We start from the raw sequence: 23708 nt of genomic DNA, 5'->3' as shown, positions 1-23708 counted from the left end.
CGTTCCAACCATCAGTTGGGCGAGATGTCGCGCCCATGTTGTTTCCGTGAGGCACCTGTGCTGCGCGCGGACTTGCGTTTCGGCGCGCGATCCGCGGGGCGCAGTTCCGCAACATCAAGATCGGACGGCGACAGCCGGCGCGCTGCCACGGCCACGCGCGCAGCCGGTACACCCAGCAGCATGAAATGTCGCTCGACGTAGGCGGCCGCCTCGTCGTCGCTCACGTCGTTGAGATACCGTGGCAGGTCACGAGGATCCCAGGCCTGCAGTACTTCCAGATACTCCGGGGGAAGGTGGATCACACCAGCCTCATCCAGGTCGTCCAGCCGCACATCCCTCACCCGCCGCTCGACCTGGGCGATGAAGCGCGCGAGATCCATCGCTGGAATCGCTGGCGCAGCCACGAGGCGTGATGTGAAAACAGGATCACGCCAGTAGCAGATCCGCTTGGCCAGGATTGGCTTCGTGTTTTCGAGCAGGATGATTTCGCTGTCCCGCCCAAGCTCCTTGAGTTCCTGCGGCAGCAGGAGCGGGCGGCGCTGCTCGGAGAAACTCTCGCTCGACCCACCGCGGCCGCCGAAGATCGCGTTCAACCGGCTCACACTGCGCGAGCGGTCCGTGAAGGTGCCGAGCATCTCCGAGTATTCGTTCGCATCCTTCTGCTCGCGCGGCGCGTAGATGATCTGCATCGCGTGATTGGTGACGAACGTCCTGGCATCTGCCCGGCCATAGACCGACTCGAGCTGCGACACCGACTGCACGATCGAGAGCAGCCGCAGGTTGTATCCCGCCATATAGGCAACTGCCCGGGCAATGATGTGAATCTTGCCGACCGACGTGAATTCATCCATCAGCAGCAGACACTGGTACTTCAGCGCCGGATTGTCCTGCGGCAATTCCTTCGTGTTCAGGTTCACAACCTGCGAGAACACCAGATTCACCAGCAGCGCAGCCTCCGTCAGATGGTCTGGCGTCACACCGATATAGACCGACATGCGGCGCTTCCGGACGTTACGTGGGTCGAAGTCGCTGGCACTCGTCGCGGCGTCGACAATCGGATTGGCCCAGATCGTGAGCGGCGCATTGAAGGTTGCGAGAATGCTCGCGAGCACCTTGTCGTCGTTCGCGAGAAAGCGGTTGAGCGCATCGACGCACGCGCCACTAAGCAGTCGCCGGTTCTGCAGCAGCGCCTGCTGCAGGTACGCCTTGACGGGCATGCCGTTTCCCGATGATTGCCGCAGTACCTCACCCATCGTCACCGGGAAGTCGGACACATCGGTGTTGCCGGTGCGGCGCGCATCGCGCCACTCGCACAGCAGCAGCACGATACCGAGAAAGAGATTGCGTGCCTGGTCCTTCCAGAAGTCGTCGTGACCGCCGACCGGATACAGCGCGTAGCCGATAGCCAGGATGTCGCCGACGCGGAATATGCCATCCGAGATCGCCGACAGCGGGTTATACCGGTGCGTCCGGCCGTCCTCCGCAAACGGGTTGAACAGGTAGACGTCGTGCCCGTGTGCACGGCGGAAACCCGCGGTAAGGTTGAAGTTTTCCTGCTTGATGTCGAGCACAATCACCGAATCCGGGTAGCTGAGCAGGTTAGGCACCACGATGCCCACGCCCTTTCCGGAACGGGCCGGCGCCGCGAGCAGTACGAACTGCTGGCCAGAGAAGCGCAGATAACGCCCACGCCAGACGCCCACGACCAGCGCTGGTCCACCACGGGCGTTCTCATGAGAACGGGAAGTCGTCGCCGAGCTCATAACAGTCCTGCCCGGCGGATATCCGCCTCGTTTGCGAACCGCGCGCTGCCGTAGAGGCGCCGTCGCCCGGACTGTTCCACAAGTGTGTAGACGCCGAGCGCGGGTGCGCCAAACGCCAGCAGCAAGCCAAACAGCGCAGCACCGGCGAGCCGCCGCCCCTCCTTCGGCAGGCGGCCGTCATGCCAGGCCAGCGCGGCATCTGGCCACGCATGAAATCCGGCATGAAGCGGGTTGACGTGCTGGCTCGCGGCGAAGAAAAGCGAAGCCAGCCAGAGGGCAAGCGTGAGTCCCGCTGCCACTGCGGCCATGACCGCAAGCGTGAGCAGTGCAAGCATCGCGTGGTACCCGATCGCCCTGCTGGCTGACCGTCCCGTTCCGGTTCCCTTTCCGATGTCCATGGCCTGCTCCCCTTTCACCGGAAATCCGCGTGATAGTCCGTCTGCTGGCGGCGCAACGGATCGAACCAGACCTCCGTCATCGACCAGTGCCGGCCGATCTGCGCACCTGTCTCATCGAAGAGTGCGGTGGCCTCCATGTGCGCCACCACGTCGATCGTCATGAAAAGCAGTCGGCGCAGCGCGACGTCGTCCCATGTGGCGGCTTCGGGATGTTCCTTCGCCATCAGCGCGAACCGCTCGATGGCGACCGAAGCGCTAGACGCGTGATAGCTCGTGATCGAACCGGAGTGTCCGGTCGTCAGCAGCTTCAGGAAGTCGTACGCTTCGCTGCCTCGCAGTTCGGCGAACAGCACTCGGTCAGGGCGCATGCGCATTGAGCTTGCGATCAGATCTGCAGGCGTCACCCGTGCCTGGCCGTGGCCACCCTTGCTGTAGAACAGGTGGACACAGTTCTCGATGTGATGGATGAAGAGTTCGCGCACATCCTCAATCGTCACGATGCGTTCGGTAGCCGGGATGGACCGGCACAGCGTCTTCATGAAGCTCGTCTTGCCCGAGCCCGTGCTGCCCACGATCACGAGGTTCAGCCGGCCGCGCACCGCCCGCTCGAAGAACGCCGGGAACTCGCGCGCTTCGAGGCACCTGGCGAGATCACGATCCAGGGGGCGCAGTGCCGACATCGCCTCATCGAGTCCAGCCGGCCGGTGCCACACAGTCTGCGCGAACAGGCCCTCGTTTCCGTAGGCGTCGAGTGTCTTCTCGCGCGACGACGGACGGCGGATCGTCACCGACACGGTACGCGGGGGCACCACCGGCGGGATCACGATCTGGACGCGCGCATCACCGGGCAACAGCGCGGAGAGCACCGGATGCAGCGCCGAGACCTCCTGGTTCGTGAGCGTGGCGATCGCCACCGCGAATGACATCAGGCGCTCGAAGTCGAGCTCCGCACAGTCGTGTGCCTGCCATCCGAGATGGGTTTCGGTCAGCACGCGCTGCGGCCGGTTAATCACCAGCTCCGTGAGCGCCGGGTCTTCGAGCAACCCCGCGAGCGGGCGCATCAGCTCGCGCACCGACGCATCCTCTGCCAGCCTCGGCAGCAGGCCGTCGGCCGTTTCCAGCGCTTCGCTCTGGATAGGGGCCGACGCGTTCATCGCGTACCCCCCGGCTTGAGCGCGTAGACCGGACTGAAGTCCAGATCCCGGGCGACGATAATCGTGAACTCGGTCCCCTGGTTCTGTGTCAGGGTGGGCGGAATGTTGATCGTGCTGTCGAGCACGCGCGAGGCCATGTCATTGCCCTGCTGCTGCGTGTTCTCGAATACGACCGAGCCGTTGCTGTTGCCGCCACGCGTCGCGAGATACCCGATCGCATCCTGCGTCATGCCGAGCAGCACCGCCGCGCCGATACGCTCGCCCCAGTGATTGTTCACGTAGCCGCTCACGCCGATGCGTCCCAGCGCGTCCGCCGCAGGAGAATCAATCTCGACCGTCACACCTTCGGGGGTCTTGATACGTGCCGACAGGATGAACACCCGCTTCTGTCCGGGCGCCAGGTTCGCGCGGTATTCGCTGTTGATCTGCGAACCGCGCTCGATCAGCACGACATGGCCGTCATCCGAATAGACGTTCTTCGTCACCGTGCAGGTAGAAATGCCGGCCTGGGTTGAATCGAAAGCCGTATCGCCGACGCAGTCGATCTTGGCGCCTTTCGCGAGGATCAGGCTGCGATTGCCGAGAAAGCCCGCGCGCACTTTGGGCGTCACCGTCGGCGTCAATGCCTGGGCCAAGGGACTGCTTCCCTGAGACTGGCTGCCCGATACGACAGTCGCTCCCGGCGAAGCGCCAGGCGTTGATGCCGCCGTGTCTGCTCCTCCCTCGGCAGGGCCGTCGCCTGCGCCCGTACTTCCGCTGATGAGTAGCGGTGCGTCGTAATAGCTGCGAGCCGGTGCGGTATGCACGGATGTCTGCCGCGTCGAGACCGCTGCAGGAGCCGACGCAACGGCGGCCGTCCCCGCCGGGCCGCTAGCGGCGGCAGCAGCCGATGCCGGTGAGTTCCCGTCGCCGAACACCCGGCCTTGGGCCGGCTGATCCTGCACGGCGTCGCGTCTCGCCTTCTCGGCCGCATCGTGCCGCGCAAGAAACCCGTGGATCGTCCAGACCGCGCCACCGATCACGACAGCGACGACCAGCAGCGGCGCAAGCCACCAGACACGGGCTCGGCCACCCTGCTGCCCCAGTTCCGGCATGCCGCGATCGATCGACTGGTTCGGAAGGTCACCGTTTATGGTATCGGTGACCTTCGCCGGGTCAGTGTCAGGCGCAATAACATTGCGCGACGTTTCTTCATTCATGGCCGTCGCTCCGCAAGACACGCTTCACACCGCTGACCGTCGTGCCATCCGCCGGTGGCACGCCATCTACATCGAACGCGTCGTTCCACAGACCGACCACCTCGTCGCCCAGCCGCAGGACGAAGCGCCGGGCCACCTCGTGCACGACGATCACGTCGTCTTCCATGTGCCGGTCAACCACGCTTTCGCTGCTGTCATCGGCGACGCGGAAGATCGCCGGGATACGGCGGTTGTTCGGAATGCGGATATAAGTGAAGCGCCCGTCATCCCATGCCGCCGTCGGTGCGATATCCTCCGAATGCGCCATCACCTGCATCGAGTAAGCGGTGTTGCGCACCACCGGCGGCTTGTCGAGACGATCGCGCACAAGAGCGGCATCGTCTGCGGCCTTTGTCTTCGCGGCCTGCGTGTCCGGATAGACGAACGTGATGCGGTACATCTCCTCGTCGTTGCCAAAACGGGCCCTGAGCGGAAGCACGACCAGATCGAAGCTGTAGCTATCCCGGTCGGTACGGATTTCGAGGTTCGTATCGTGCGCAGCGAGCTGCGGCTTGAGGTAGACATCGTGATCGCCGCGGTTTGCGACCACCTGCCATCCGTCCCGGTCGCCCGGGGCCACGACAAGGATGTGCTCGGCCGGATCGAGCGCGATGTGCGTGGCGAAGCCGCGTTGCGCGATGACCCGCACCACCTCGTCCTGCCGGAATACGACCTGCCGCACGCGCGAGTCACCCGACCAGCCAGGCACGTCGTAGGCAAAGGCGCCGGCGCAGCTCCCCGCCAGTCCTGCCACCAGCGCAGCGGCCCTCACCAGGATGTTCAGTCTCATGGCGCACCTCCCGGAACAGGTGACAATGTCGGCGACGATGCCGGCCGTGACGCCGCGGGGGTATATTCGGGATCGCGGCTGTACGCCGTCACCCTGAAACCGAAGGGATTCTCGATGGCCGTGCGCTCACGCGTGAAGATGGATGGCCGGTATGTGAAGGCAAGCGTGATGACGAAGCGCTGCGGTGGCTCCGCGTTGACGATGCCGTTCTTCCATGTCGTCTGCTCGATATGCACGACAGCACGGCCGGGTTCGTCCGGCACTAGCGTCGTCGAGAGGATGCGGATGCGCCGCTGCGTGTTCGCCCCGAGCTGCCGGTCCAGCGAGTCGGGTCCGCTGTAAATTGCCCTGAAGTCCCGTGCAACCCGGTCATCGCTCATGTCGAGCGTGCGGTCGTAATCCATCTGCAGCAGGCCCCAGTCGTAGCGCTCGCGCGAGCGCACATACACTTCCACCCAGTGCTTGTCTTCGATGTCGCGCATGTGCATCTGCTTCGCGTCGAGCACGTCGATCACCTGTGCTTCACCGGTCAGACGGTCGACCTCGATCGGCAGCGGCACCACCCGATAAAACGGCACCATCACGGCCAGTGCGACAGCACACAGGATCGCGACCACCACGGAGCCCACGGCCACGTGCCACGCGCGACGCTCTGAGCGCTCCTGCAGATGCGTGACCGACACCTCGAAATCGAGTGCGCGGCGATAGTCACTTGATTGACGCGAGTCACGCTCACTGCTCATGGCCGCCTCCATCGGACGGGGGAACCGGTGGCACGCGATTCACCGGCACACGGTGCAAGCCATCTGGCAGGACAGGTTTGGGTGGACTGCCCGAGCAACCATTAATAAGTATAACTAATTGAATAGCAATGACGGCCACAACAGAACGGATCATGTCAGCCTCCTCGGTTTCCGAACTCAGTTGCCAAATTCAGTTGCCAAACTCAGTTACCAAAGTTCGCAGGGACCATCTGGTCCTGCAGCCGTGCGGTGTTGCCCGCGCGCTTGAGCACAAGCTCCTGCTGCTGCTCGGCAATCAGCCGGTCTTCGGAATCTGCGAGCACCCTGAAAAGCTGCAGCTTCGTCATTTCATTGCCAACCGCCGTGCTCTCAATCTGGATGCGCGCCTGCAGTTCCCCGATGCCTTTCTGGTCCTGGGTCACATCGATCTGCTGCATCAGCCCCTGGATCTGGTCGAGCTCCTTGAGTTCGGTCTGGTATGCCTGTGTGCCGAAGGCCTTGTCCTGGAACGGCTTATTCAGTGCGCGCTGGCAGACCTGCTGGTCAATACCGCTCTGGTCCTCGCAGTTGTAGATTTCGCTCGCCGAGCGCAGCGTCTGCGCGCTGCCCGTCAGACCCGCATATCCACCGTTCTGGATCGCCGTGTAGACCGACTGCCAGTTCGACGGCAACGAGTTCGACAGGACCGGATTGCTCATCAGTTCGCCGAAGCCGCGCGTGCCACTGAGCGACTGATATAGCTGGAGTTCCTGCTGCACTTCCTGTTTCAGCTGACCGACAGTCGCGATCGCCTGCACGACGTTCTGCGCGTCGTAGACTGGAATGCCCTGTGCACGGGCTGACGGTATCGTTGCGACGATCATCACCACCGCAATGGTGACAAGACCGGTTTGCATGAATGGCCTGATCATGACGATGACCCTCCTGAGTTATCCTGGTCGCCGAGGTGCTCGCGGGCGGCTCGCTGGTAGGCAGGGATCTGGCCGTCACCGCCGCCCGCGTTCGCGCTGCTGCCCTGTCCGCTGCCGCCGGAAATGCGTCCCCCGGGCCGACGCGGCCCGCGTCCGAGACTTACGAGCGAGCCGAGACCTCTCACGGCACCACGCGACGCGAATCCGGCAACGAAGGCACCGAACCCGGACAGCGTGGCGCCGCCAGCGAGTCCCGAGGCAACGGCCGGCAGTTGCCAGCCGATGGTTGCCAGCAGCAAGGACGTGATGAACAGGCCGAATGCCGCACCCCAGGGGGCAATAGCGGTCAGCACAGCCTGGCCCGCTGCCGAGAGCGACGACGCATTTGCGTCGGGCGATGAAGTGGTGACGTTGAACGGCGCGAGGTCGGCTGAGAACGCCGTGAGTGCCATGCCGAGAAAGGCGGCGATGAGGATCTGCAGTAGCGCATAGTTGGCAACCTTCGCGGTCCACGCCTCGAAGAACCGGGCGGTCGGGCCGAATGCGCCACAAGCAATGAACAGAGGTCCAAGACCGAGCACCAGATCCAGCAGCATCCTCGCCATCGTGACCTCGAAGGCCAGGACCATCAGGAAAATAGCTCCCCCCAGCCCCACGATGAATCCGCCGACGAGATCACCGATGCCTGCGACGATGCCGCTGACACTGAATCCTTCGTGCGCCGCCTTGTCGAAGTAGGCATCCATCACGATGTCAATCTGACGGTCGTAGCAGTCGAGGGTCTGGTAAATAGCCGACGCGCTCATGCCTGTCACGCTGCTGCCGCTCACCGTTCCGCAGCCGGGGTTGCCAGCACCGGCATTGGCGGCCGCGGTCTGGATCGTCTGGGCGAGGCCCGTCGTCGCCCCTTCGACTGCAGTGACGACCTGAGACTGATAGATGCCCGCGCCGAGCGCAAAGGCGAGCATGACGGCCACCTTCAGGCCACGCCACGCGAATGCAGGTACCGACTCATGAGCCTCGCCCCGCACGACGGCGAACCCGTACGTGATGATCCAGATCGTCAGGGCGGTCGTGACAACAGGTACCAGCGCACTGGAGAGAGCGGAGGACACGCTCGTGACATACGCCGACATGCCGTTCTCGAGCGTGCCGCCGACTGCAGTGAAAAGGCCGCTCATCGTGCACCTCTTCCCAACAGACGCCGGGTCGGCGCGTTCAGGGCGCCGCCGGTCGCACGACGCTTTGCCAGCCGCTCATGAAACACAGGAAGCCATGCCACAGGATCGTCGCCGACCTCGGCACGGATCCCGTCGAGCAGTTCGACGTTATCCGTCGTCCCCGACAGGACGTCGAGCACATCACCGAGTCCGGCGAGATCCAGCCTGCCGATGGCCGAGCGGTGGCCCTGCTTCATGAGAAACAGGCGGCTGTTCTCGCCGAGTGACCGCACGATATTGAATTCGGCCTCGGTCAGCTTGAAGCCCTGCACATAGTCGTCGTAATCGGCCCGCGGATTCGGCAGGAAGAAGAACGTGGCGGTCTGCTCGACCAGCGCCCGCGCGATGTCGCTACGCAGCACATCGGCCGGGGACTGCGTATCAAAGATGCCCAGGCCGTTCTGCTTGCGGATCGTCTTCTGCTTGTCCTTTGCGAAATCCGTGAAGACCGGATCGCCTAAGCGCTTCCAGAATTCGGTCATCACGTAGACAAAGCGCCGCCCGTCAATCAGGCTATCGGTTAGCTGCAGCAGGTACATCGTGACCGCCGTCGACACCTCCGGATCGTCGAGCAGTTCAGTATCATCGAATCCGAAGAGATGGTTCTGGGTGAAATCCAGCAGGTCCGACGGGTTGTCCAGCACCCAGCCGAGCCGGCCGCCGGCGCACCACTTCGTGAGCCGCGCATGCAGGCTGTTTTCGCCCACGGCGGGCAGCAGTTGCCGGACCATCGACAGGCGCCGGAGCCGCCGCTCCATGCGGGCGACCTCCCGCACGGCGCGCGAAATGTCGAGTTCGTCCTTCGCCGACAGCATCGTACCGGTGTCGACCAGACGGCGCACCAGCCGCTCCCAGAAGTCCAGTACCGCCTCATCTGGATCGAGCTGGAAGGGATTGAGTCCCGTCGGGACTCCCCGTCGAAAGACCGTATAGCGGCCGCCCATCGCCCGGATCGCGATCTCGGTGCCCCGATCCTTGTCGTAGACGACGCCGGTGAGACCATACTTCATCGCCATCGCCAGCAGGAACAGCTCCAGCACCGTCTTTCCGGCACCCGCCTGCCCGATGATCTGCGTGTTGGCGAGTGCCTTCTCGTCAGCGGACTCTTTCTTCTCCGGCGTGGCATGGAAGTTCAGGTACAACGGCTGGCCGCTCGGCGTCTTGACGATCGTGATCGCCTCGCCCCACGGATTGCCATCGCGCTTGCCGGTCGCGAAGTTGTGCAGGCTCGCGAGTCCGCAGAAGTTGCGCGAGGTGAGCTTCGCCTCCCGGGGCCGATAGCGCCAGTTGCCAGGCAGCTGCGCGAACCAGGCTGCGTCCGCGACCAGATCGACCAACGCCGTCTGGAAGCCGACATCGGCGAGCTGCGTACGCGCCTTCGCCACGTGCCGTGCGACCTCATCCGGCCGGTCACCGAGCACGGCGAGCGAATAGTGATACTCACCGAGTACGAAATCACCATTGATCAGATCGTCCAGCGCCTGGTCCATTGCCTGAACCTGCGACACCGCCACGTCCTCGCCTGCAATCATCTGGTTGCGCTGACGCTCGAGTGCCTCTTTCGCCGTGGGACGGTCGAGGATCGTGAAGCTCTGGGTCTCGATGTATTCGAAGTCGCCATAGAGCAGGCCGTCGAGCATCCCCGGCTCGGTTTCCTCGGGGTAGTCTTTCAGGTCGAGCAGCGCCGCATAACGCGTCGCCCCCGGCATGCGGATCTCGACCTTCTCGGTGCGGAAGAAAAGCCGCGACGTCGACAGTGCGTCGGCGATGCGGCCAGACGGCACCGGCACCGGCTCCCATGCGGCGTTGACGAGATAACCCAGGAACTCCAGTGCCGCGGAGAAACGAACGGGCCGCTGCGTGTAACGGATGTGCTTACTGTAGACACCAAGCGCCACCGGATCCCACGGCTTAAGGCCCGATTCGACCTGCGCGGCAAGCTCCGCCATCACTTTCAGGGCCTCATGCTGGTCCCGCCGGATATCATCCGAAGTGCGCCGCACCGCCTGGCTGAAAAGACGCCCCAGGCGCGTGCGACGCGGACGGTATACGAGCGTCAGATACAGTTCGTTGGCCATCATCCGGTAGCCGGCAAAGCTCGCGTAGTAGCGCGTCGCGAGCTCCTGGCAGAACGGGTTGCCGTATGGTGTCGCGAAGTGGTCGGTCACCCGCCGGCGGATGCGGTGCGACCATAGGCCGACGTGACCGCCCGGCAGGCTGCGCACGAGCTGGTTGAATCCTTCGTGACGCACAAGGATGTCGCCCGGATCGGCCGCCTCGAAAGCGATACCGGCGATCTTCCAGACACGCAGGTAGTCCCCTTCGCGCGTGCGGATCACGTGGTCATCCACATGCGACGAAAACGGCACGAAATCCGAGAGCGCCACCTCGCGTTCGGCCACGTCGATAAGTTGCGGCTGTGCGCTCATCTCAGCCTCTCCTCTTGACGCGGACCGGCACGTAGGCGTGCGCGCCCCAGAAGCGGCGGTTGCGCTGGCGAGACACCATGCGAATGCGCAATGCGAACTGCGCGAGGCGTTGGTCGTCGTGGCGCGTAACCGAGCGCATCGTGACGAAGACGGGGATGAGGATCAGCACGATGCCGACACCCACCGGGGGACTCGCGAGCAGCACCCAGATCGCAGGGATCAGGATGCTGCCGCCCACCATGAGGAACGGCACGAGCGGCACACCCCAGAGCATCGCGGGTCGCGTGCAGCCCTTGAAGACGGGATCCCTCAGTGGATTCATGTGCGGATTCATGTGCGCCTCCGCATCAGCTTGTCGGGATCAGCATCGCCGCGATCACCGTGGCGCAGCCCACGAACAGGCCGCCGATGAACACGTTCGCAATGTCGCCAAAGCGTGCGTGCTGGAACATCATCTTGAAGCCCGCCCAGATGATCGAGATCGAGCACACCACCGCACCCACGCTGAGCAGCGTGGTCTGGATCGTCGTGAGCAGCGTGTTGACCTGCGAGAGCTGCGCGTATGCCGGTGTCGCCGTCAGCATCACCATAGGCACAATCGCGAGGCTGCGCCAAGCGTATCGCACCGATCCAGGGGTCCGCAGCTGCCAAGAAACCCGCCTGCATTTGATATGTAGTCCTGATTTCATGAATCACTCCTGTCACACGCGTTGTCCCTGCTTTCTCAGAACACCACAGCGCTTTTCTGTGTCATGTCGTCTGCCTGACCAGCCTTCTGATCCGTCCTGCCGTCCGTGAGGGATCCGAAGCCAGCGCGACCACGGGACGGGTCAGATCGCGACGCCTCCGGTCGGGAGGGAATGACGGGAATAGGCGAAACATCGGTGGCAATGGCCGGGACCACCGGATCGGGCCGTGCTGCCTGGGCGACGACCCGCTGCACATAGCCCGTACGGAAGCCGCTGGAAAAGTCGCCGCTCGCGTAGCATGAGAGCCCTGCGCGCAATGCGTCCTGCACGTGACCGTGTGTGCCCGCATTTGCTCGCGTTTGTGCCTGCGTTTGTGCCTGCGTTTGTGCCTGCGTTTGTGCCTGCGTTTGTGCTTGCGTTTGTGCTTGCGTTTGTGCCTGTTTCGCGCGCTCGAAGCAGCGCTGGAGGATCGCTGCGCCGGCGGCAAGATTGCGGCACGGATCGAAAACGGTTTGCGGCGTCAACCCGAGCCGGACCCAGTTCGCGCGGTTCACCTGCGCGAGGCCCACGCTGTAATTCCACCCGGCGGCATCCAGCGCGCGTGCTGTCGCTACGGCTTCACCAAGGTTCAGTGGTTGCCGCTCGAGACGGCCATGCACCACCCCGATCGCGTACGGGTTGAAACCCGACTCGACGTGCACGATGGCCGCCATCGTGGCCGGCGCCACGGCAGGCGCGCACTGCTGTGCCAGGGTCAGGAATGCGGCGAGCGGTATCATTGCCCACCTCCCTGACCGCCCGAGTTTTCGTACTCGTGCTCCAGAAAGAGGCGCGCCGACTGTGTCGGGTCGTAGGACACCTGTGTGGTGCCGCCCCCGTAGAACTCCGTGATCGTGCGGTCGGCGCCTCTCGCGTCCCACCAGACCCGCGTGTACAGTGCCCCGTCGATCTCGACGTTGATCGCGCCACGCGCGTTGCACAGCAGCTCGCTCTGCTCGGGGCCACCCCAATACAGCAGATCCTCGCGGCAGTAACCGGCACCCGCAAAGATGTTCACCGCCGACGTTCCCTGTGAGCCGCCTGCGCCGAAGTCGCAGGTCGGAAAAGGGTAGCCGTGGCGCAAGGCCGCCCACAGTTTCTCGACTGGCGGAACGCACTCACCGTACTGTTCAGGGCCACCCGGATTGGACAGGCACAGGATCACCTGGCAGCCCCAGTCATCGGCGCGGGCAGTGCCCGGCACCAGGATTGATACGCCGATGAATGCAGCGATGACGCTCGACCAGCGACGCAACGCCCGCAGCAGCGCGCGACCGGGGCCCGCAAAATCGAATGAGATGGCAGCGTCATGCATCGCACACCTCCGCATCGCCAAGGCCGTGCACCGCATCGTTCCCGATTGCATCAAGCCACCGTGTGAGCACATTCAGACAGGCGGTCACCGTCCGCGACGCTTCGGCTACCCCGACGTCCAGCGCGATAGGGTCGCCGTGCGGCTCCAGGCGTTGTTCAATGCGTCCGACGGAGCTCATAACGGACTGCATGCGAGGCAGCCACGCGTATCCGTGGGGAAAGGCCGGGTCCACAATCAGCCATTCATGCAGCGTCGTTTTCATCACCTTCGCCCACGCCTCTTCCATTGGCGACGGGACGTCGACAACCGGCAAAAGCCCGGCAAAGCGCAATGCCGGATTCAGTCGCGCGCGGACATTGCGGATTCCGTATGTGCCGTTGATGACGGCGGACGCGCATTCGATACATTCCGGCGACATCGAGAGAGGGCTCAGCACCGCATCCGCCAGCGCCTCCGCACAGACAGCGCGCAGGTCCGGGAGGACGGGCGCATCGATCAGGCACACGTCGAACCACGGCGCCACGGCAGACAGCAGGTGACGAAGGTTCGCGTAATAGCGGGTGCGTGCGGGATCATCGCGCGAGTGCAGACCGTCGATGGCCTTGGCGCTGAGGACGCGAAGGCACCCACCCCTTATCGGGTTGGAGCACTCAGGCAGGTCCGGCACACGGTTGCCGGAGCCTGTCGTGCCATGTCCGCGGCCGGCGAGCATCTGTGCGCAGCGCGGCGGCTCAGCCAGGTCCAGCACGAGCACGCGCCAGTGGCAGGTGCATTGCAGGTGGCGGGCGAGCAGACAGGTCAGTGTCGTCCTGCCTGAACTGCCTTTCGCCGAAATGATAAGAAGCGATTTCATGGCTCATCGTCCTCAGCCGCACCCCGCGGTCGATGAATCTGCGAAAAAAAGAACCCGCGGCGTCAGGGAGGCTGACCGCGGGCTCGACGGGGGATCATTGCATCAGCGCCAGAAAGCAGAAAAGCCTGCAGATGCAGGCTTTTTGCGAAAGCGTCACGGCAAACCACGTCGTCGCACAGACATCGAACTGCGGGGCCGCTAACGCGTACTCGGTCGTGCGTGGCACGTTGACCGGATCAGATTGTTGGTTTCAATGTAGGCGAGCGCGCGACGCAATGCAAGTACCCTCAGGCGCTCTGCCATCCCTGCCTTTACCCACTTGTTCCCAGGTGTTCCCACGGCGTCCCCAAAAAATTTCACATCCGGACCTTCACCCTGACGTTCCCTGCTGCAGCGGCGTCGATCACCGGCACCACGTGCCGGCTGCGCACCCACACGAACCGGATCGGCGAGACGCCCACTACTTGCCCCCGTCCTTGGGAGAATAACTGCCTTCACGATCCTGGTTCCCGCCATCCAGGACCCGTGCGAGCGCGGCCCGTGCTGCGGCGAGTTCCAGCTCAAAGCATTGGACGGGGCGCCGCGGAATACGCAGTCGCCGGCAGACCACCTCCCGACGCGCATGCCAGAGATAGACCATGCGCAGCATATCGCGATGACGGACATGGAGTGTCTGCCAGGCTTTCGTGATCCGCGCCGCATCGACCGGATCGTGGGCGCCGCGCGATGCGTTGCCCCAGTTCTCCAGCCGCCGGCGCAGGGGTGCCGAAGCGAGATCGCGACTCATGGCGTGCCCCCCATGTCGTCGCGCGCTGGCACAGGCGCCCGGTAACGCACGGGATTCTCCAGAAACTGTTCAATGTCCGCCGCGCGCCATCCCACCAGGCGGCCGCCCAGCGGCACGGCCTGTGGAAACGTTCCCGCCCGCATACGACGGTAAATCGTAGAGCGCGACAGCCCCGTTCTCTCTTCGACCTGCTTGCGGCGCAGCATCCTGAGCGCCTCACTGTTCGCAGTTGACATGGCCTTCCCCCAGGAAAGATGCCGGTCTGGTGTTGCCGGTACATGGGGGCATTCAAGCAGCAGTCGGGTCCCTCCTCCAAACCCGTCTTATCGACGGGAAGCGCCCGTCGGGCATCGCGAACGACGCGGGGCAACGTGTAACGTATCAGGGATCGCCGGCGATGATTTTCGCGGCGAGTCCCACGAACGCAGAGCGTAGAATGGCCCGCACCAGACGTATGGCGGTAGTCCGGCAACGGTCGTGCCCTCGCACGAACCAGGAGAGACATTCGTGCTGTCTTCCGATGAATGGCAAAAGCGTACCGTTGACGATGGCGCCGTGCGCTGCCCGGCATGCGACACGCTGAACGTCACAATGGGGCATGTGCTGTGGGTGCGTACACGGTCTACCAGGAGTATGTGTGCGAAGACTGCGGGTACGAATTCCAGGCCATGTTTGGTCTGATCGGGTGCGTGCCCGGAAGCAATAACGAGGACGGCAACGCCCGAGGCATTGTTTCGCCAGAAGGCGAGTGAGCACCCCGGCATGGAACCCCGGATATGAGCTACAGGCACGCACGCGTCGCGAGCCTGCAAATCACCGGAGCGCGCGTCCGGAGCAATTTAACTGCGCCTCAGAGGAAATCGCCAGCGACGTCGCGCGACCGGGCGCCCTGGCTTCCCAAGCGTGAGCACACGACATGCGCCCCAGAGATTTTTCGTCATGCGCCGACTGCCCTCGCGACGCGAGTGCGACACGTTGCAACGCGCCGCTGGGATCTGAGGCGTCGTCCGCCGCTTTATGGAAGGATTCCGATGCGCCGATCTGCCAGTTTGGTCACCGGTCTTCCGGGCATGCCAACATGCTGGGGAGGGCCAGCTAGAACTTCATCCTGATGCCCGCACCTAGGCTGTTGCCTGACGACACACTGGTCATCATGTCATACCGCCACGCGGCGTAGACATCCGTGCGTTTCGAGAGCGGGTAGTCGTAACCGAGCACCACTGTCGACCAGCGGATATCGGCGCCCTGTGCAGGCCGTCGGAGCGTTCCCGCCCAGGACGCCAGTATGCTGCCCGTGCCGACCTGCGCGCTCGCCCCCACCTGGACGGTATCGTCGGTAAGGTCATTGTTGTTGGTCACCCGTTCGTACTGCAGATAGAGCTTCACTGCCTGCACGCGATACGCCGCTCCGGCCAACCACGCGGTCTGCTCCGTGGCGCCGTTCGGGAAAAGCGACGCAGTATGAAGACTCTGTACTGCGGCGGTCGCCGAGAACGGCCCCGCGAAGTACAGCACGTTCGCACTGTAGTTCGCCTGTCCGGCGTGGCCCGCGATGCCCGCATTGCTGTACAGCACACTTCCTGTCAGACCGCCAACCTCCGGCGTCTGGTAGACGATCGAATCATCAATCGCCGTATCGCTTTGCACGGACGCCGCGCCCATCGCGGAATCGAGGAACGTGTGGACCACCATGGGCGAGAAGACGAACGAGTTGCCAAACGGGTTGAACAGCAATGTGGAGACGAACAGCAGCGAATCATTACGCCCCAGTGTCACCTGGCCAAATTGCCCACTCAGGCCGACGTATGCCCTGCGCCCAAAGAACGACTGCCCGTCGTACGCGCCTGACTGTCCGCTGTTGATCCGGTAAAAGCTTTCGAGCGTGAAAATCGCCTTCATGCCGCCGCCCAAATCCTCGGCGCCCGACATGCCCCAATACGATGTCGAGAGCCCGCCCGAGCCCACTTGCCAGACGTTGCCCGCCGAGCCGGGCGTACGCACCACCCCGGCAAATGCATCAGCTAGCCCATAGAGAGAGACCGACGACTGCGCGTGTACTGGGCCCACTGTGACGCATAACGACAGCGCTGTCAGCCCCTTGCTCCATCTTCCCCGCACGTCCCTGCCCATGTTTTTCTCCTTCATCGGTTGTGAGTGTTCGTTTGATGTGCGCCTGCCCGACGGCACGGCTTATCGCCGCGCGTCACCCCGGCGTGACACGCGCGAGCGGCCTGCCGCGCTCGGCGAGCGCAATGGCAATCAGCAGCTCGTCCGGTGCTGGGGAGTCAGGTATGCAGAGCGACACCGTGTCGAAGTGGTCGAAGCTCCACATGTCCGTGACGCTGTGCAGGGGAATGTCGACGCACGCACCCGCAGGCCCGCGCTTCGTGACAGACGGCATGATCGAAGACGCGCCCGGCAGGCAGTCTCGCACCGCCTTGCCGAGCTGCGGATGGAGCAGCGCCGCGCCCCATTCGAGCGGTATCGCTGTGCCCAGGAGCGCGGCCTTCCCGTAACCCTGGATGGTTTCCCCTGCACAACCGAGCGCAAGCAGCGCCCGTGCGGTGAGCATCCGGCCGAGGTCAGCGCCCATCGCATAGAGCGCCTCAAGCTCGCAGGCAACGTCAACGTGGGTCGGCTTCAGCACCGCAGCGGCTACTGCCTGGCGGTGCGGCGGGGTTACCGGCGTGCCGATCTCCACGCACCGTTCAACGAAATGGAGCACGATCTGTGTAATCTGGACGTTCATGGCGCGATCTCCGTCTCGTCCGGAAGCTGCAAATCCGGTCCCGGTGCCGGAAAATCCCCTCTCGCCAGTTCGTACGCTCGCGCTGCCCGCAGCACCAGGGCATCATTGCCCCGACGCCCGATGATTTGCAGACCGGTCGGCAGATCTCCTGCGAATCCGCACGGCACGGATATCGCAGGCACGCCAGCCTGGTTGCACCATGCTGTCAGCAGCGGTGCTTCGCGCAGATGGCCGGGCAAGCCGGGCACCGGAGGTGGCCCGCAATGAAACGTCGGCGTGATCAGCAGGTCGTAACGCTCGAAGAACGTTTCCATCGATGCGGCGAGTGCGTGACGGGCAAGCAGCGCATCGACGAATGTCGCGGTGTCGATCCGGGCTCCTGCATCCGACAGTGCCATCAGCTCAGGATCAAGCAGCGTCCTGTCGGCTGCCTCCATATGCCTCACACGCTGAGCGAAGAACACCGACCACTGGACCGAATGCATGCGGCCATTACCGTAGTAGTCCGCGATCGGCGCGACGTCAGTCTCGATGACCGTCGCGCCGAGTGCCCTAAATGTATCGACTGCCCTCTTGACACATTCCGCGATGTCCGACGCTACCGGCACACCATCCGGGGCGGGGCACCAGGCGATCCGCAAAGCCTCTACGCCGTCGTCCAGCGCCGCGGAGTAGCCGGACGGACTCCCTGCTCCCGAAAGCCCGTCGTTGCTCGCGGCGGTCATCGCATCAAGCATCAACGCTGCGTCGCGCACCGTTCGCGCGATAGGGCCAAGCGTGGACAGTGCAGTCCACGACGACGCATTGCCCGCCGGCACCAGCGCGAACGTAGGCTTGAACCCGATCACACCACTCCAGCAGGCCGGAATCCGGATGGACCCGCCCCCATCAGTGGCAAGCGACAGTGGTCCCATCCCCAGCGCAACCGCGACCGCCGATCCGCCGCTGCTGCCCCCAGGCGAGAGCCGCGTGTCCAACGGATTGCGCGTCGCACCTGTCAACGGACAGTCGGTGACGATCTTGTTGCCGAACTCGGACGTCGTTGTCTTGCCAAACGGTATGGCGCCCGCACGCCGCAGCCGCGCAACGGCCGGCGCATCTACGCTCTCGCGGTCCGGCGAAGCGGTCCATGAACCATGTCGTGTCGGAAAACCGGCCACGGTGACGAGATCCTTGACCGATACCGGGACGCCATCAAGCGGACCGCACGGCTCGCCCCGCATCCATCGGCGCTCGGCCTCGCCGGCGGCCGACATTGCCCCTTCCTCGTCGAGAGCACAGAAGGCGTTGACCACCGGATCGAGTTTCGTGACCCTGTCCAGTACCGCGCACATGACCTCCACAGGCGAGAGGCTGCGCTGCCGAAAGCCGGCAACCAGCTGAGTCACATTCAACATGACAATTTCGCTCATTTTGTAATCCTTATTTCTTGGCAAGAACAATTCCGAAGCGTGGCGAGAAGACGTCTATCCTTCACAGACCGGCATAACCGGGCCCGTGGATTCCAGGATCAAAAAGCTGTTATCGGGAAGGGCCTGGCCGATCCGTGTCTGGCAAAGCACATGACCACCATCGCGACTCACGCCAGTCTTGCCACGTGGAAGTGCTACTGACACGCCCGGCAACGCGGCCTTGACACGAGCAGCATCAACACTTCCCGCCGCCCGGACGGCTTCGGCGAAAAGACGAACACCCGCATAGGTGTTCTCACCATGCGGCAGCACCACGGCATAGCGCCCGAGCCTCGGATCGCGTGCATCGGCGTAATGCGCCGTATAGCGTGCGAGGAATGACGGGTTTTCCGGGTTGTCGATGCTGATGAAGTACGACGACACTCCGATCGTTCCGGTCGATGCACCTGTGGTTGCGATCGAGAGGGATTCGTGTGCGATATCCGTCACCAGTTGCGGTTTCATCGCGAACGACCGGTACTGCTTCACGAACGTCACCGGGTCGTCCCCGATGCTGTGCCACACGATCTGCGGATTAGCGCTGGCGACCTGTTGCAGGACGGCCCCGTAGTCGCGCGTGCCGAAGGGCAGCCAGAAGACATCGAGGAACTTCCCGCCGTGGCGCGCCACCGCCGCCTGCAGCTGCGGGATCAGCACCTTCCGGTTGCTGCCGATGTCCGAGACGACTGCGCAGGCGGACTGTCCACCGCCGCGCATGAGCCACGCAATGAGTGGCTCGATGCGCTGGCTCGCGGCGAGGCCCGTCGTAAGCAGTTGCGGGTCGCACCGCCCCTCGTCGAAGTTCGGATAGACGATAAGTTTTCGCGCTGCCCTCGCCGCCTGAAGGGCCGCCTCGCGCTCCGACGGCAGCACCATGCCCGTGATCATCGCGACGTCGTCGCGCATAAAAAGCTGCCGCGCCTTCTCCAGCGTCACGGCTGTCGACATCTGCGTGTCCTCGACGCTTAGCTGCAGCGGTCGGCCAAGCAGTCCACCTGCCGCGTTGATCTCGTCCACCGCAAGTGCGGCGCAGTTACGGTTGGTCTGTCCCACGCGTGTCAGGGGACCGCTGAGTGGCGCGAGCAGGCCGATCTTCAACGGCTCGGCGCCACGCGCGAACGGAAAGACAGCCGATGTGGCGAGGGATGCCGCTGCGCCAAGTAGCACGGTTCGGGAAAATTCACGTCGGTTCATGCGTCTTCTCACTCGATTCACTGAATGTTTTGTTGATGGAATTCCGGCGCGTTGTCCGTCGCCGGAGACAGATAGCGCGCAAGCGGGTGTTCGCCCCCCCCGCTGTGTCGCGGCTCAACGGCGCCGGCATGCACGAGCCGCCCGTTGCTGAGCACGATGCAACGGCGTGCGCTTTGAACGACCAGGTCGAGGTTCTGTTCGACAAGGAGCACCGCCAGCTTCGAACGGCGGCAGAGCTCGGGAATCACCTCGCCGATACGCTCGACCAGATTGGGCTGCACGCCATCGGAGGGCTCATCCAGCAGGAGCAGTTTTGGACGGCCGCACAGGGCGCGTGAGATAGCGAGGACCTGCTGCTCGCCACCCGAGAGCGTGCCGCCCTGCTGCGACAGGCGCGTCTTGAGCACCGGGAAGTAATCGAATACCTCATCGAGGATGTCCGCCCCACCGGCGGCCTGCGTACCCATCAGTAGGTTCTCCCGCACGGTCAGTTTCGGGAAGATCCATCGCCCCTGCGGGATCAGACCGATACCCCGGCGTGCAATCTCATGTGTACGCAGGCCGGTCACCGACTGCCCCAGGAAAGCGACCTGTCCGCTCACACGAGGCAGCAGCCCCATGACAGCCTTCACCAGGGTGGTCTTGCCCGCGCCATTGCACCCGAGCACAGCGACCACCTCGTTCGGCAACACGTCCAGCGAGAGGTTATGGATCACATCCACATCGCCATATCCGGCGCACAGGTTTTCAATGCGCAGCATGTGTCGCTCCCCTGCCCAGATAGATGCGGCGGATCTCCTCGTCACCAGCGATCTCCGCATACGATCCGCGCCGGACCACCTCCCCCCGGTGCATCACCCAGGTCTCACATGCGAGGGACTGCACGAAGCCGAGGTCGTGTTCGATGGCGAGCACCGCGCATCGCTCACGCAACCGATGAATGAGGCACACCAGCCGCTGCGCGTCCTTCGCGGACAGTCCGGCTGCGGGTTCATCGAGCAGCAGCAATGCGGGCTGGCACATGATCGCCATGCCGATTTCGAGCCACTGCCGCTCACCATGCGGCAGATGCGATGCGAGCTCGCACGCCTGCCCGGCCAGACCCACCTCCTCCAGCACCGCGTCGGGATCGGGCATTGGCGTCGCCCGGTAAGCCGCGACGCCAAGACCCGCCACCACCAGGTTGTCGCGCACCGTCATCGTGAGGAAGGTGTTCGTCCCCTGAAACTTGCGCACCACGCCGCGCCGGCAGAACGCGTGCATCGGGCGACCGGTCATCCGCTCACCATCGAGAGTCAGTTCGCCGGAACCAGGGACAATCGCGCCTGAGAGCAGGCCGACAAGCGTGCTCTTGCCCGCGCCGTTCGGGCCAATCACGCATAGCAGGTCGCGTGGCGCGATGTTGATGTCGACGCCCGCCACGGCGGTGATTCCACCGAACGCGCGCGACAGGTTGGTGCCCTGCAGAAACTGGCCGTCCATTACCGCTCCTCCCGTGCGTGTTCCGCCCGGTGAACCGGTGGCCTGCTCCGTACCGCTCGAGCAGCCCAACGCGCAGCCTCCAACAGTTCGTGGAGCTGCAGTCCGTTGGGCAAGAACAGCACACAGGCGAGAAACAGACCGCCGAGGATCAGGGGCCAGCCGTCCGCGCTGTAGCTGGAGACGGTCTGCCTGAGCAGCGTCAGCACGACCGCGGCGACGACGGGTCCACCAGTTCTTCCCCTGCCACCAATGGCCACCCAGAGGATCACTTCGGTCGCAAGGATCGGCGAGAACACGTCCGGTGCCACCACCCCCGAGCAGGCCGCCATCAGTACGCCAGCGATTGCGGCAAGCGCGGCCGAGGCGACGAAGACGAGCAGCAGGTGAAACGACGTGTGATAGCCGCACGCCTTCGCGCGCCACTCGTTAGCCGCGATCGCATCAAGCACCTTGCCGTAGCGGCTGCGGCATACGAGCCAGATCAGGCCGGTCGCGGCAAGCAGTACAATGGCCACCGTGTACCAGGAGGCGCGAGGACCGCTCATGTCGAGCGTGTGACCGCCCACGCTGAATGACAGTCCCGGGATGCCCAGGATGCCCGTGTCGCCCCCGGTCACCGACTGCCAGCTGACGGCGAGCTGCTGGGCGACGATCAGCACGGCCAGGCTGATGATGGCGAAGAAGTGAAGCCTCACCCCTGCAAAGAGCAAGAAATAGCCAATCACAGCAGCAACAGCCGCGGCGCAGAGCACACCGGCCACCAGCCCCGTCACAGGCGCCTGCCCGAACTGGACAGTCGCGACGGCGAATCCATAGGCACCGAGGCCCAGGAACGCCGTGTGGCCGAGCGTGAGGACCCCGGCCCGCCCCCAGAGCAGGTCATAGCTCAATGCGAGGATCCCCATGACCAGTGCATCGCGCACCGTCGACAGCAGCCAGGGACCGGCAAAGAAAGGCACGAGCGCCGCGGCGGCCATCGCCACGCTCCACATCAGCAGCGGTGAAACATCCCTTGGGCCGAGGGCGGGCTGCGAGAGCCAGAGCCGCAGACAGCCTGCATGTTTTCCAGACATACGCTTTATCCTTTACCGAGAAGCTGATGCGCGGCGCTGAATCCTGGAATCAGCCCTTGCGGTCTGAACCGGATCACCACAATGGAGAGGACCAGCACCATCGCCGAGGCAAGAGAGGGATCGACGCGATAGCTCAGTAACGTCTCGGCAGTACCGATGACTGCGCTGCCCAGGATGCTGCCCGCGATCGATCCGATACCGCCCAGCACGATCACGAAGAACGCCTTGGCGAGATAGGACACGCCCAGATGCGACTCCACCGAAACCATGGGCGCAACGAGTACGCCGGCGAGCGAGGCGAGCGCCGCACCGCCGCAGAAGGCAATGCGATTCAGGCGCCGGGTGTCGATGCCAGTAGCCTCGGCCATTGCCGGGTTCTGGATCACGGCGCGCAGTTGGGTACCAAAGCGCGTACGGGCGAACAGCAGCCAGCACCCGGCCGTCACGGTCAGCGCGACGCCGATCACGAAGATCCGGTAGGCCGGATAGCTTCCGCCCGGGACCGGGACGGCCCCGCTGAACGGGGCGTACACGAGCATCGGCTGGGTGCCAAAGACGAGTTCCAGCGCCTTCTGCAGGATCAGGCTCACCGCATAAGTCGCGAGGAGCGTGTCCAGTGGCCGGTCATAGAGCAGCCGGATGATGAAACGTTCGAGGCACCATCCAAGGGCTGCCCCGACAGCGGGCGCGACGAGCAAGGCGGCCCAGAAAGCCTCCTTCCCGCCGACTGCCTGCGCGATGGCTAACGCGTATGCGCCGATCGTGACCCACTCGGCATGTGCAAGGTTCACGATGTCCATCATGCCGAAGACGACCGCAAGCCCAAGCGCCACCAGCATCAGAATGCTCATGTACCCCAAAATGTTAAGAATCGTCGTCATATGAATAAGTCCCGGTCTTCATATCTGCGGAGCTGTTACCCCGCGCGTGTAATTGGCAAACGGGCCGTATTGCGGCACCTCCCTCACAGCCGAGAATTTCTTAGGTATGAGACTAAGTAACTCTTAGTAAAAATGGCAAGCAATTCCCAGAGACTCGCAGGATGCCGGTTAAGCACACGACATCCTCCGTTTTTGCCAAACGCCTGAAAGAGGCACGGGTACGCGCGGGCCTGACCCAGGAGCAACTCGGTATCAATGCGGGAATCGACGAATTCTCCGCCAGTGCCCGCATCAATCAATACGAAAGAGGCAAGCACCTGCCCCACCTTTTGATGGGGCAACGTCTGGCCAGGGCGCTGCACGTCCCAACGTCTTTCCTCTACGAGGAGGACGATCTGCTCGCCGATCTGCTCGTAACTGCGGCCCGGCTCACGCGGGGAAAAAAGAAGATCCTCCTCGCGAATGCCGAGACGCTGAGACAATCAGCGTCCTCCAGGGCGACAAAACCAAGTAATGTTTAGCCTTTCAACTAAGAATTACTTAGTAAAA

The 23708-nt window shown here is 63.8% G+C and carries 25 protein-coding genes; 1 reads left to right on the top strand and 24 read right to left on the bottom strand.

Annotated features, from left to right (window positions below; all coding sequences use genetic code 11):
- Positions 1 to 11 precede the first annotated feature (11 nt).
- The 24 genes from AWB64_RS23450 to urtB all read right to left on the bottom strand — a co-directional run bounded on the left by AWB64_RS23450 (position 12) and on the right by urtB (position 23159).
- Positions 12 to 1763: a type IV secretory system conjugative DNA transfer family protein gene (locus AWB64_RS23450; RefSeq protein ID WP_060857841.1), complete on the bottom strand. Its 1752-nt coding sequence runs from the start codon at positions 1761 to 1763 to the stop codon at positions 12 to 14.
- On the bottom strand, positions 1760 to 2161 hold the full coding sequence (locus AWB64_RS23445) for a hypothetical protein (RefSeq protein WP_060857840.1): 402 nt from the start codon (positions 2159 to 2161) through the stop codon (positions 1760 to 1762). Before AWB64_RS23445 ends, AWB64_RS23450 begins: the two co-directional genes overlap by 4 nt.
- 14 nt (positions 2162 to 2175) lie before the next feature.
- Complete coding sequence (gene virB11, locus AWB64_RS23440) at positions 2176 to 3315, bottom strand: P-type DNA transfer ATPase VirB11 (RefSeq protein WP_060857839.1); 1140 nt, start codon at positions 3313 to 3315, stop codon at positions 2176 to 2178.
- Positions 3312 to 4514: a type IV secretion system protein VirB10 gene (gene virB10, locus AWB64_RS23435; protein ID WP_060857838.1), complete on the bottom strand. Its 1203-nt coding sequence runs from the start codon at positions 4512 to 4514 to the stop codon at positions 3312 to 3314. Before virB10 ends, virB11 begins: the two co-directional genes overlap by 4 nt.
- Entirely contained in the window at positions 4507 to 5343 is an 837-nt protein-coding gene (locus AWB64_RS23430; RefSeq protein ID WP_208603304.1) for a TrbG/VirB9 family P-type conjugative transfer protein, read from the bottom strand. Before AWB64_RS23430 ends, virB10 begins: the two co-directional genes overlap by 8 nt.
- On the bottom strand, positions 5340 to 6086 hold the full coding sequence (locus tag AWB64_RS23425; protein ID WP_060857837.1) for a VirB8 family type IV secretion system protein: 747 nt from the start codon (positions 6084 to 6086) through the stop codon (positions 5340 to 5342). Before AWB64_RS23425 ends, AWB64_RS23430 begins: the two co-directional genes overlap by 4 nt.
- Positions 6087 to 6289: 203 nt before the next feature.
- Positions 6290 to 6982, bottom strand: coding sequence for a P-type DNA transfer protein VirB5 (gene virB5, locus AWB64_RS23420; RefSeq protein ID WP_374728646.1), 693 nt, complete (start codon positions 6980 to 6982; stop codon positions 6290 to 6292).
- Positions 6983 to 6993: 11 nt separating this feature from the next.
- Positions 6994 to 8178, bottom strand: a complete 1185-nt coding sequence (locus AWB64_RS23415; RefSeq protein ID WP_060857835.1) for a TrbL/VirB6 family protein — start codon at positions 8176 to 8178, stop codon at positions 6994 to 6996.
- Positions 8175 to 10646 carry a VirB4 family type IV secretion/conjugal transfer ATPase gene (locus AWB64_RS23410; RefSeq protein ID WP_060857834.1) on the bottom strand — a complete coding sequence of 824 codons (2472 nt, stop codon included), beginning with the start codon at positions 10644 to 10646 and terminating at the stop codon, positions 8175 to 8177. The genes AWB64_RS23415 and AWB64_RS23410 overlap by 4 nt, the downstream gene beginning before the upstream one ends.
- A gap of 1 nt (position 10647) precedes the next feature.
- Positions 10648 to 10968 (bottom strand): VirB3 family type IV secretion system protein, encoded by a 321-nt coding sequence (locus AWB64_RS23405; RefSeq protein ID WP_060857874.1) that lies wholly within the window; start codon positions 10966 to 10968, stop codon positions 10648 to 10650.
- A gap of 25 nt (positions 10969 to 10993) precedes the next feature.
- On the bottom strand, positions 10994 to 11335 hold the full coding sequence (locus AWB64_RS23400) for a TrbC/VirB2 family protein (RefSeq protein WP_082850605.1): 342 nt from the start codon (positions 11333 to 11335) through the stop codon (positions 10994 to 10996).
- A gap of 35 nt (positions 11336 to 11370) precedes the next feature.
- On the bottom strand, positions 11371 to 12114 hold the full coding sequence (locus AWB64_RS23395; protein ID WP_060857833.1) for a lytic transglycosylase domain-containing protein: 744 nt from the start codon (positions 12112 to 12114) through the stop codon (positions 11371 to 11373).
- The gene (locus tag AWB64_RS23390) at positions 12111 to 12689 is read right to left on the bottom strand and encodes a hypothetical protein (RefSeq protein ID WP_060857832.1); all 579 of its coding nucleotides are present in this window, start codon (positions 12687 to 12689) and stop codon (positions 12111 to 12113) included. Before AWB64_RS23390 ends, AWB64_RS23395 begins: the two co-directional genes overlap by 4 nt.
- Positions 12682 to 13542 (bottom strand): ParA family protein, encoded by an 861-nt coding sequence (locus tag AWB64_RS23385; protein ID WP_060857831.1) that lies wholly within the window; start codon positions 13540 to 13542, stop codon positions 12682 to 12684. The genes AWB64_RS23390 and AWB64_RS23385 overlap by 8 nt, the downstream gene beginning before the upstream one ends.
- Positions 13543 to 14002: 460 nt before the next feature.
- A complete protein-coding gene (locus AWB64_RS23380) occupies positions 14003 to 14329 on the bottom strand; it encodes a hypothetical protein (protein WP_060857830.1) in 327 nt (108 codons plus the stop codon).
- Positions 14326 to 14565, bottom strand: a complete 240-nt coding sequence (locus tag AWB64_RS23375) for a helix-turn-helix transcriptional regulator (protein ID WP_060857829.1) — start codon at positions 14563 to 14565, stop codon at positions 14326 to 14328. The genes AWB64_RS23380 and AWB64_RS23375 overlap by 4 nt, the downstream gene beginning before the upstream one ends.
- Before the next feature lie 859 nt (positions 14566 to 15424).
- Positions 15425 to 16459 carry a porin gene (locus AWB64_RS23370; RefSeq protein WP_060857828.1) on the bottom strand — a complete coding sequence of 345 codons (1035 nt, stop codon included), beginning with the start codon at positions 16457 to 16459 and terminating at the stop codon, positions 15425 to 15427.
- Between the two features lie 73 nt (positions 16460 to 16532).
- On the bottom strand, positions 16533 to 17078 hold the full coding sequence (locus AWB64_RS23365; protein WP_060857827.1) for an amino acid synthesis family protein: 546 nt from the start codon (positions 17076 to 17078) through the stop codon (positions 16533 to 16535).
- The gene (locus tag AWB64_RS23360) at positions 17075 to 18490 is read right to left on the bottom strand and encodes an amidase family protein (protein WP_060857826.1); all 1416 of its coding nucleotides are present in this window, start codon (positions 18488 to 18490) and stop codon (positions 17075 to 17077) included. Before AWB64_RS23360 ends, AWB64_RS23365 begins: the two co-directional genes overlap by 4 nt.
- Positions 18491 to 18544: 54 nt before the next feature.
- Positions 18545 to 19723, bottom strand: a complete 1179-nt coding sequence (locus AWB64_RS23355; protein ID WP_060857825.1) for an ABC transporter substrate-binding protein — start codon at positions 19721 to 19723, stop codon at positions 18545 to 18547.
- Between the two features lie 17 nt (positions 19724 to 19740).
- On the bottom strand, positions 19741 to 20484 hold the full coding sequence (locus AWB64_RS23350) for an ABC transporter ATP-binding protein (protein ID WP_060857824.1): 744 nt from the start codon (positions 20482 to 20484) through the stop codon (positions 19741 to 19743).
- Positions 20471 to 21205, bottom strand: a complete 735-nt coding sequence (locus AWB64_RS23345) for an ABC transporter ATP-binding protein (protein ID WP_060857823.1) — start codon at positions 21203 to 21205, stop codon at positions 20471 to 20473. The genes AWB64_RS23350 and AWB64_RS23345 overlap by 14 nt, the downstream gene beginning before the upstream one ends.
- On the bottom strand, positions 21205 to 22278 hold the full coding sequence (locus AWB64_RS23340) for a branched-chain amino acid ABC transporter permease (RefSeq protein WP_060857822.1): 1074 nt from the start codon (positions 22276 to 22278) through the stop codon (positions 21205 to 21207). Before AWB64_RS23340 ends, AWB64_RS23345 begins: the two co-directional genes overlap by 1 nt.
- Before the next feature lie 5 nt (positions 22279 to 22283).
- The gene (urtB, locus tag AWB64_RS23335; protein WP_060857821.1) at positions 22284 to 23159 is read right to left on the bottom strand and encodes an urea ABC transporter permease subunit UrtB; all 876 of its coding nucleotides are present in this window, start codon (positions 23157 to 23159) and stop codon (positions 22284 to 22286) included.
- 161 nt (positions 23160 to 23320) lie between these two features.
- Here urtB and AWB64_RS23330 point away from each other — a divergent pair, with 161 nt between their 5' ends.
- Complete coding sequence (locus AWB64_RS23330; protein WP_060857820.1) at positions 23321 to 23680, top strand: helix-turn-helix transcriptional regulator; 360 nt, start codon at positions 23321 to 23323, stop codon at positions 23678 to 23680.
- Positions 23681 to 23708 lie beyond the last annotated feature (28 nt).

The organism is Caballeronia sordidicola (assembly GCF_001544455.2).
Taxonomy (GTDB): domain Bacteria; phylum Pseudomonadota; class Gammaproteobacteria; order Burkholderiales; family Burkholderiaceae; genus Caballeronia; species Caballeronia sordidicola.
This window is presented reverse-complemented; position numbering and strand designations above follow the sequence as displayed.

What these genes read in the sequence shown, in the direction of transcription:
- AWB64_RS23360 (WP_060857826.1), bottom strand. Translation starts at nt 18,490, where the DNA reads ATGAGCGAAATTGTCATGTTGAATGTGACTCAGCTGGTTGCCGGCTTT.
- AWB64_RS23415 (WP_060857835.1), bottom strand. Translation starts at nt 8,178, where the DNA reads ATGAGCGGCCTTTTCACTGCAGTCGGCGGCACGCTCGAGAACGGCATG.
- AWB64_RS23425 (WP_060857837.1), bottom strand. Translation starts at nt 6,086, where the DNA reads ATGAGCAGTGAGCGTGACTCGCGTCAATCAAGTGACTATCGCCGCGCA.
- AWB64_RS23430 (WP_208603304.1), bottom strand. Translation starts at nt 5,343, where the DNA reads ATGAGACTGAACATCCTGGTGAGGGCCGCTGCGCTGGTGGCAGGACTG.
- AWB64_RS23355 (WP_060857825.1), bottom strand. Translation starts at nt 19,723, where the DNA reads ATGAACCGACGTGAATTTTCCCGAACCGTGCTACTTGGCGCAGCGGCA.
- AWB64_RS23375 (WP_060857829.1), bottom strand. Translation starts at nt 14,565, where the DNA reads ATGTCAACTGCGAACAGTGAGGCGCTCAGGATGCTGCGCCGCAAGCAG.
- AWB64_RS23450 (WP_060857841.1), bottom strand. Translation starts at nt 1,763, where the DNA reads ATGAGCTCGGCGACGACTTCCCGTTCTCATGAGAACGCCCGTGGTGGA.
- virB10 (WP_060857838.1), bottom strand. Translation starts at nt 4,514, where the DNA reads ATGAATGAAGAAACGTCGCGCAATGTTATTGCGCCTGACACTGACCCG.
- AWB64_RS23380 (WP_060857830.1), bottom strand. Translation starts at nt 14,329, where the DNA reads ATGAGTCGCGATCTCGCTTCGGCACCCCTGCGCCGGCGGCTGGAGAAC.
- AWB64_RS23410 (WP_060857834.1), bottom strand. Translation starts at nt 10,646, where the DNA reads ATGAGCGCACAGCCGCAACTTATCGACGTGGCCGAACGCGAGGTGGCG.
- AWB64_RS23400 (WP_082850605.1), bottom strand. Translation starts at nt 11,335, where the DNA reads ATGAAATCAGGACTACATATCAAATGCAGGCGGGTTTCTTGGCAGCTG.
- AWB64_RS23385 (WP_060857831.1), bottom strand. Translation starts at nt 13,542, where the DNA reads ATGAAATCGCTTCTTATCATTTCGGCGAAAGGCAGTTCAGGCAGGACG.
- AWB64_RS23405 (WP_060857874.1), bottom strand. Translation starts at nt 10,968, where the DNA reads ATGAATCCACTGAGGGATCCCGTCTTCAAGGGCTGCACGCGACCCGCG.
- AWB64_RS23370 (WP_060857828.1), bottom strand. Translation starts at nt 16,459, where the DNA reads ATGGGCAGGGACGTGCGGGGAAGATGGAGCAAGGGGCTGACAGCGCTG.
- AWB64_RS23395 (WP_060857833.1), bottom strand. Translation starts at nt 12,114, where the DNA reads ATGATACCGCTCGCCGCATTCCTGACCCTGGCACAGCAGTGCGCGCCT.
- AWB64_RS23390 (WP_060857832.1), bottom strand. Translation starts at nt 12,689, where the DNA reads ATGCATGACGCTGCCATCTCATTCGATTTTGCGGGCCCCGGTCGCGCG.
- urtB (WP_060857821.1), bottom strand. Translation starts at nt 23,159, where the DNA reads ATGACGACGATTCTTAACATTTTGGGGTACATGAGCATTCTGATGCTG.
- AWB64_RS23340 (WP_060857822.1), bottom strand. Translation starts at nt 22,278, where the DNA reads ATGTCTGGAAAACATGCAGGCTGTCTGCGGCTCTGGCTCTCGCAGCCC.
- AWB64_RS23350 (WP_060857824.1), bottom strand. Translation starts at nt 20,484, where the DNA reads ATGCTGCGCATTGAAAACCTGTGCGCCGGATATGGCGATGTGGATGTG.
- AWB64_RS23330 (WP_060857820.1), top strand. Translation starts at nt 23,321, where the DNA reads ATGCCGGTTAAGCACACGACATCCTCCGTTTTTGCCAAACGCCTGAAA.
- AWB64_RS23445 (WP_060857840.1), bottom strand. Translation starts at nt 2,161, where the DNA reads ATGGACATCGGAAAGGGAACCGGAACGGGACGGTCAGCCAGCAGGGCG.
- AWB64_RS23345 (WP_060857823.1), bottom strand. Translation starts at nt 21,205, where the DNA reads ATGGACGGCCAGTTTCTGCAGGGCACCAACCTGTCGCGCGCGTTCGGT.
- virB5 (WP_374728646.1), bottom strand. Translation starts at nt 6,982, where the DNA reads ATGCAAACCGGTCTTGTCACCATTGCGGTGGTGATGATCGTCGCAACG.
- AWB64_RS23365 (WP_060857827.1), bottom strand. Translation starts at nt 17,078, where the DNA reads ATGAACGTCCAGATTACACAGATCGTGCTCCATTTCGTTGAACGGTGC.
- virB11 (WP_060857839.1), bottom strand. Translation starts at nt 3,315, where the DNA reads ATGAACGCGTCGGCCCCTATCCAGAGCGAAGCGCTGGAAACGGCCGAC.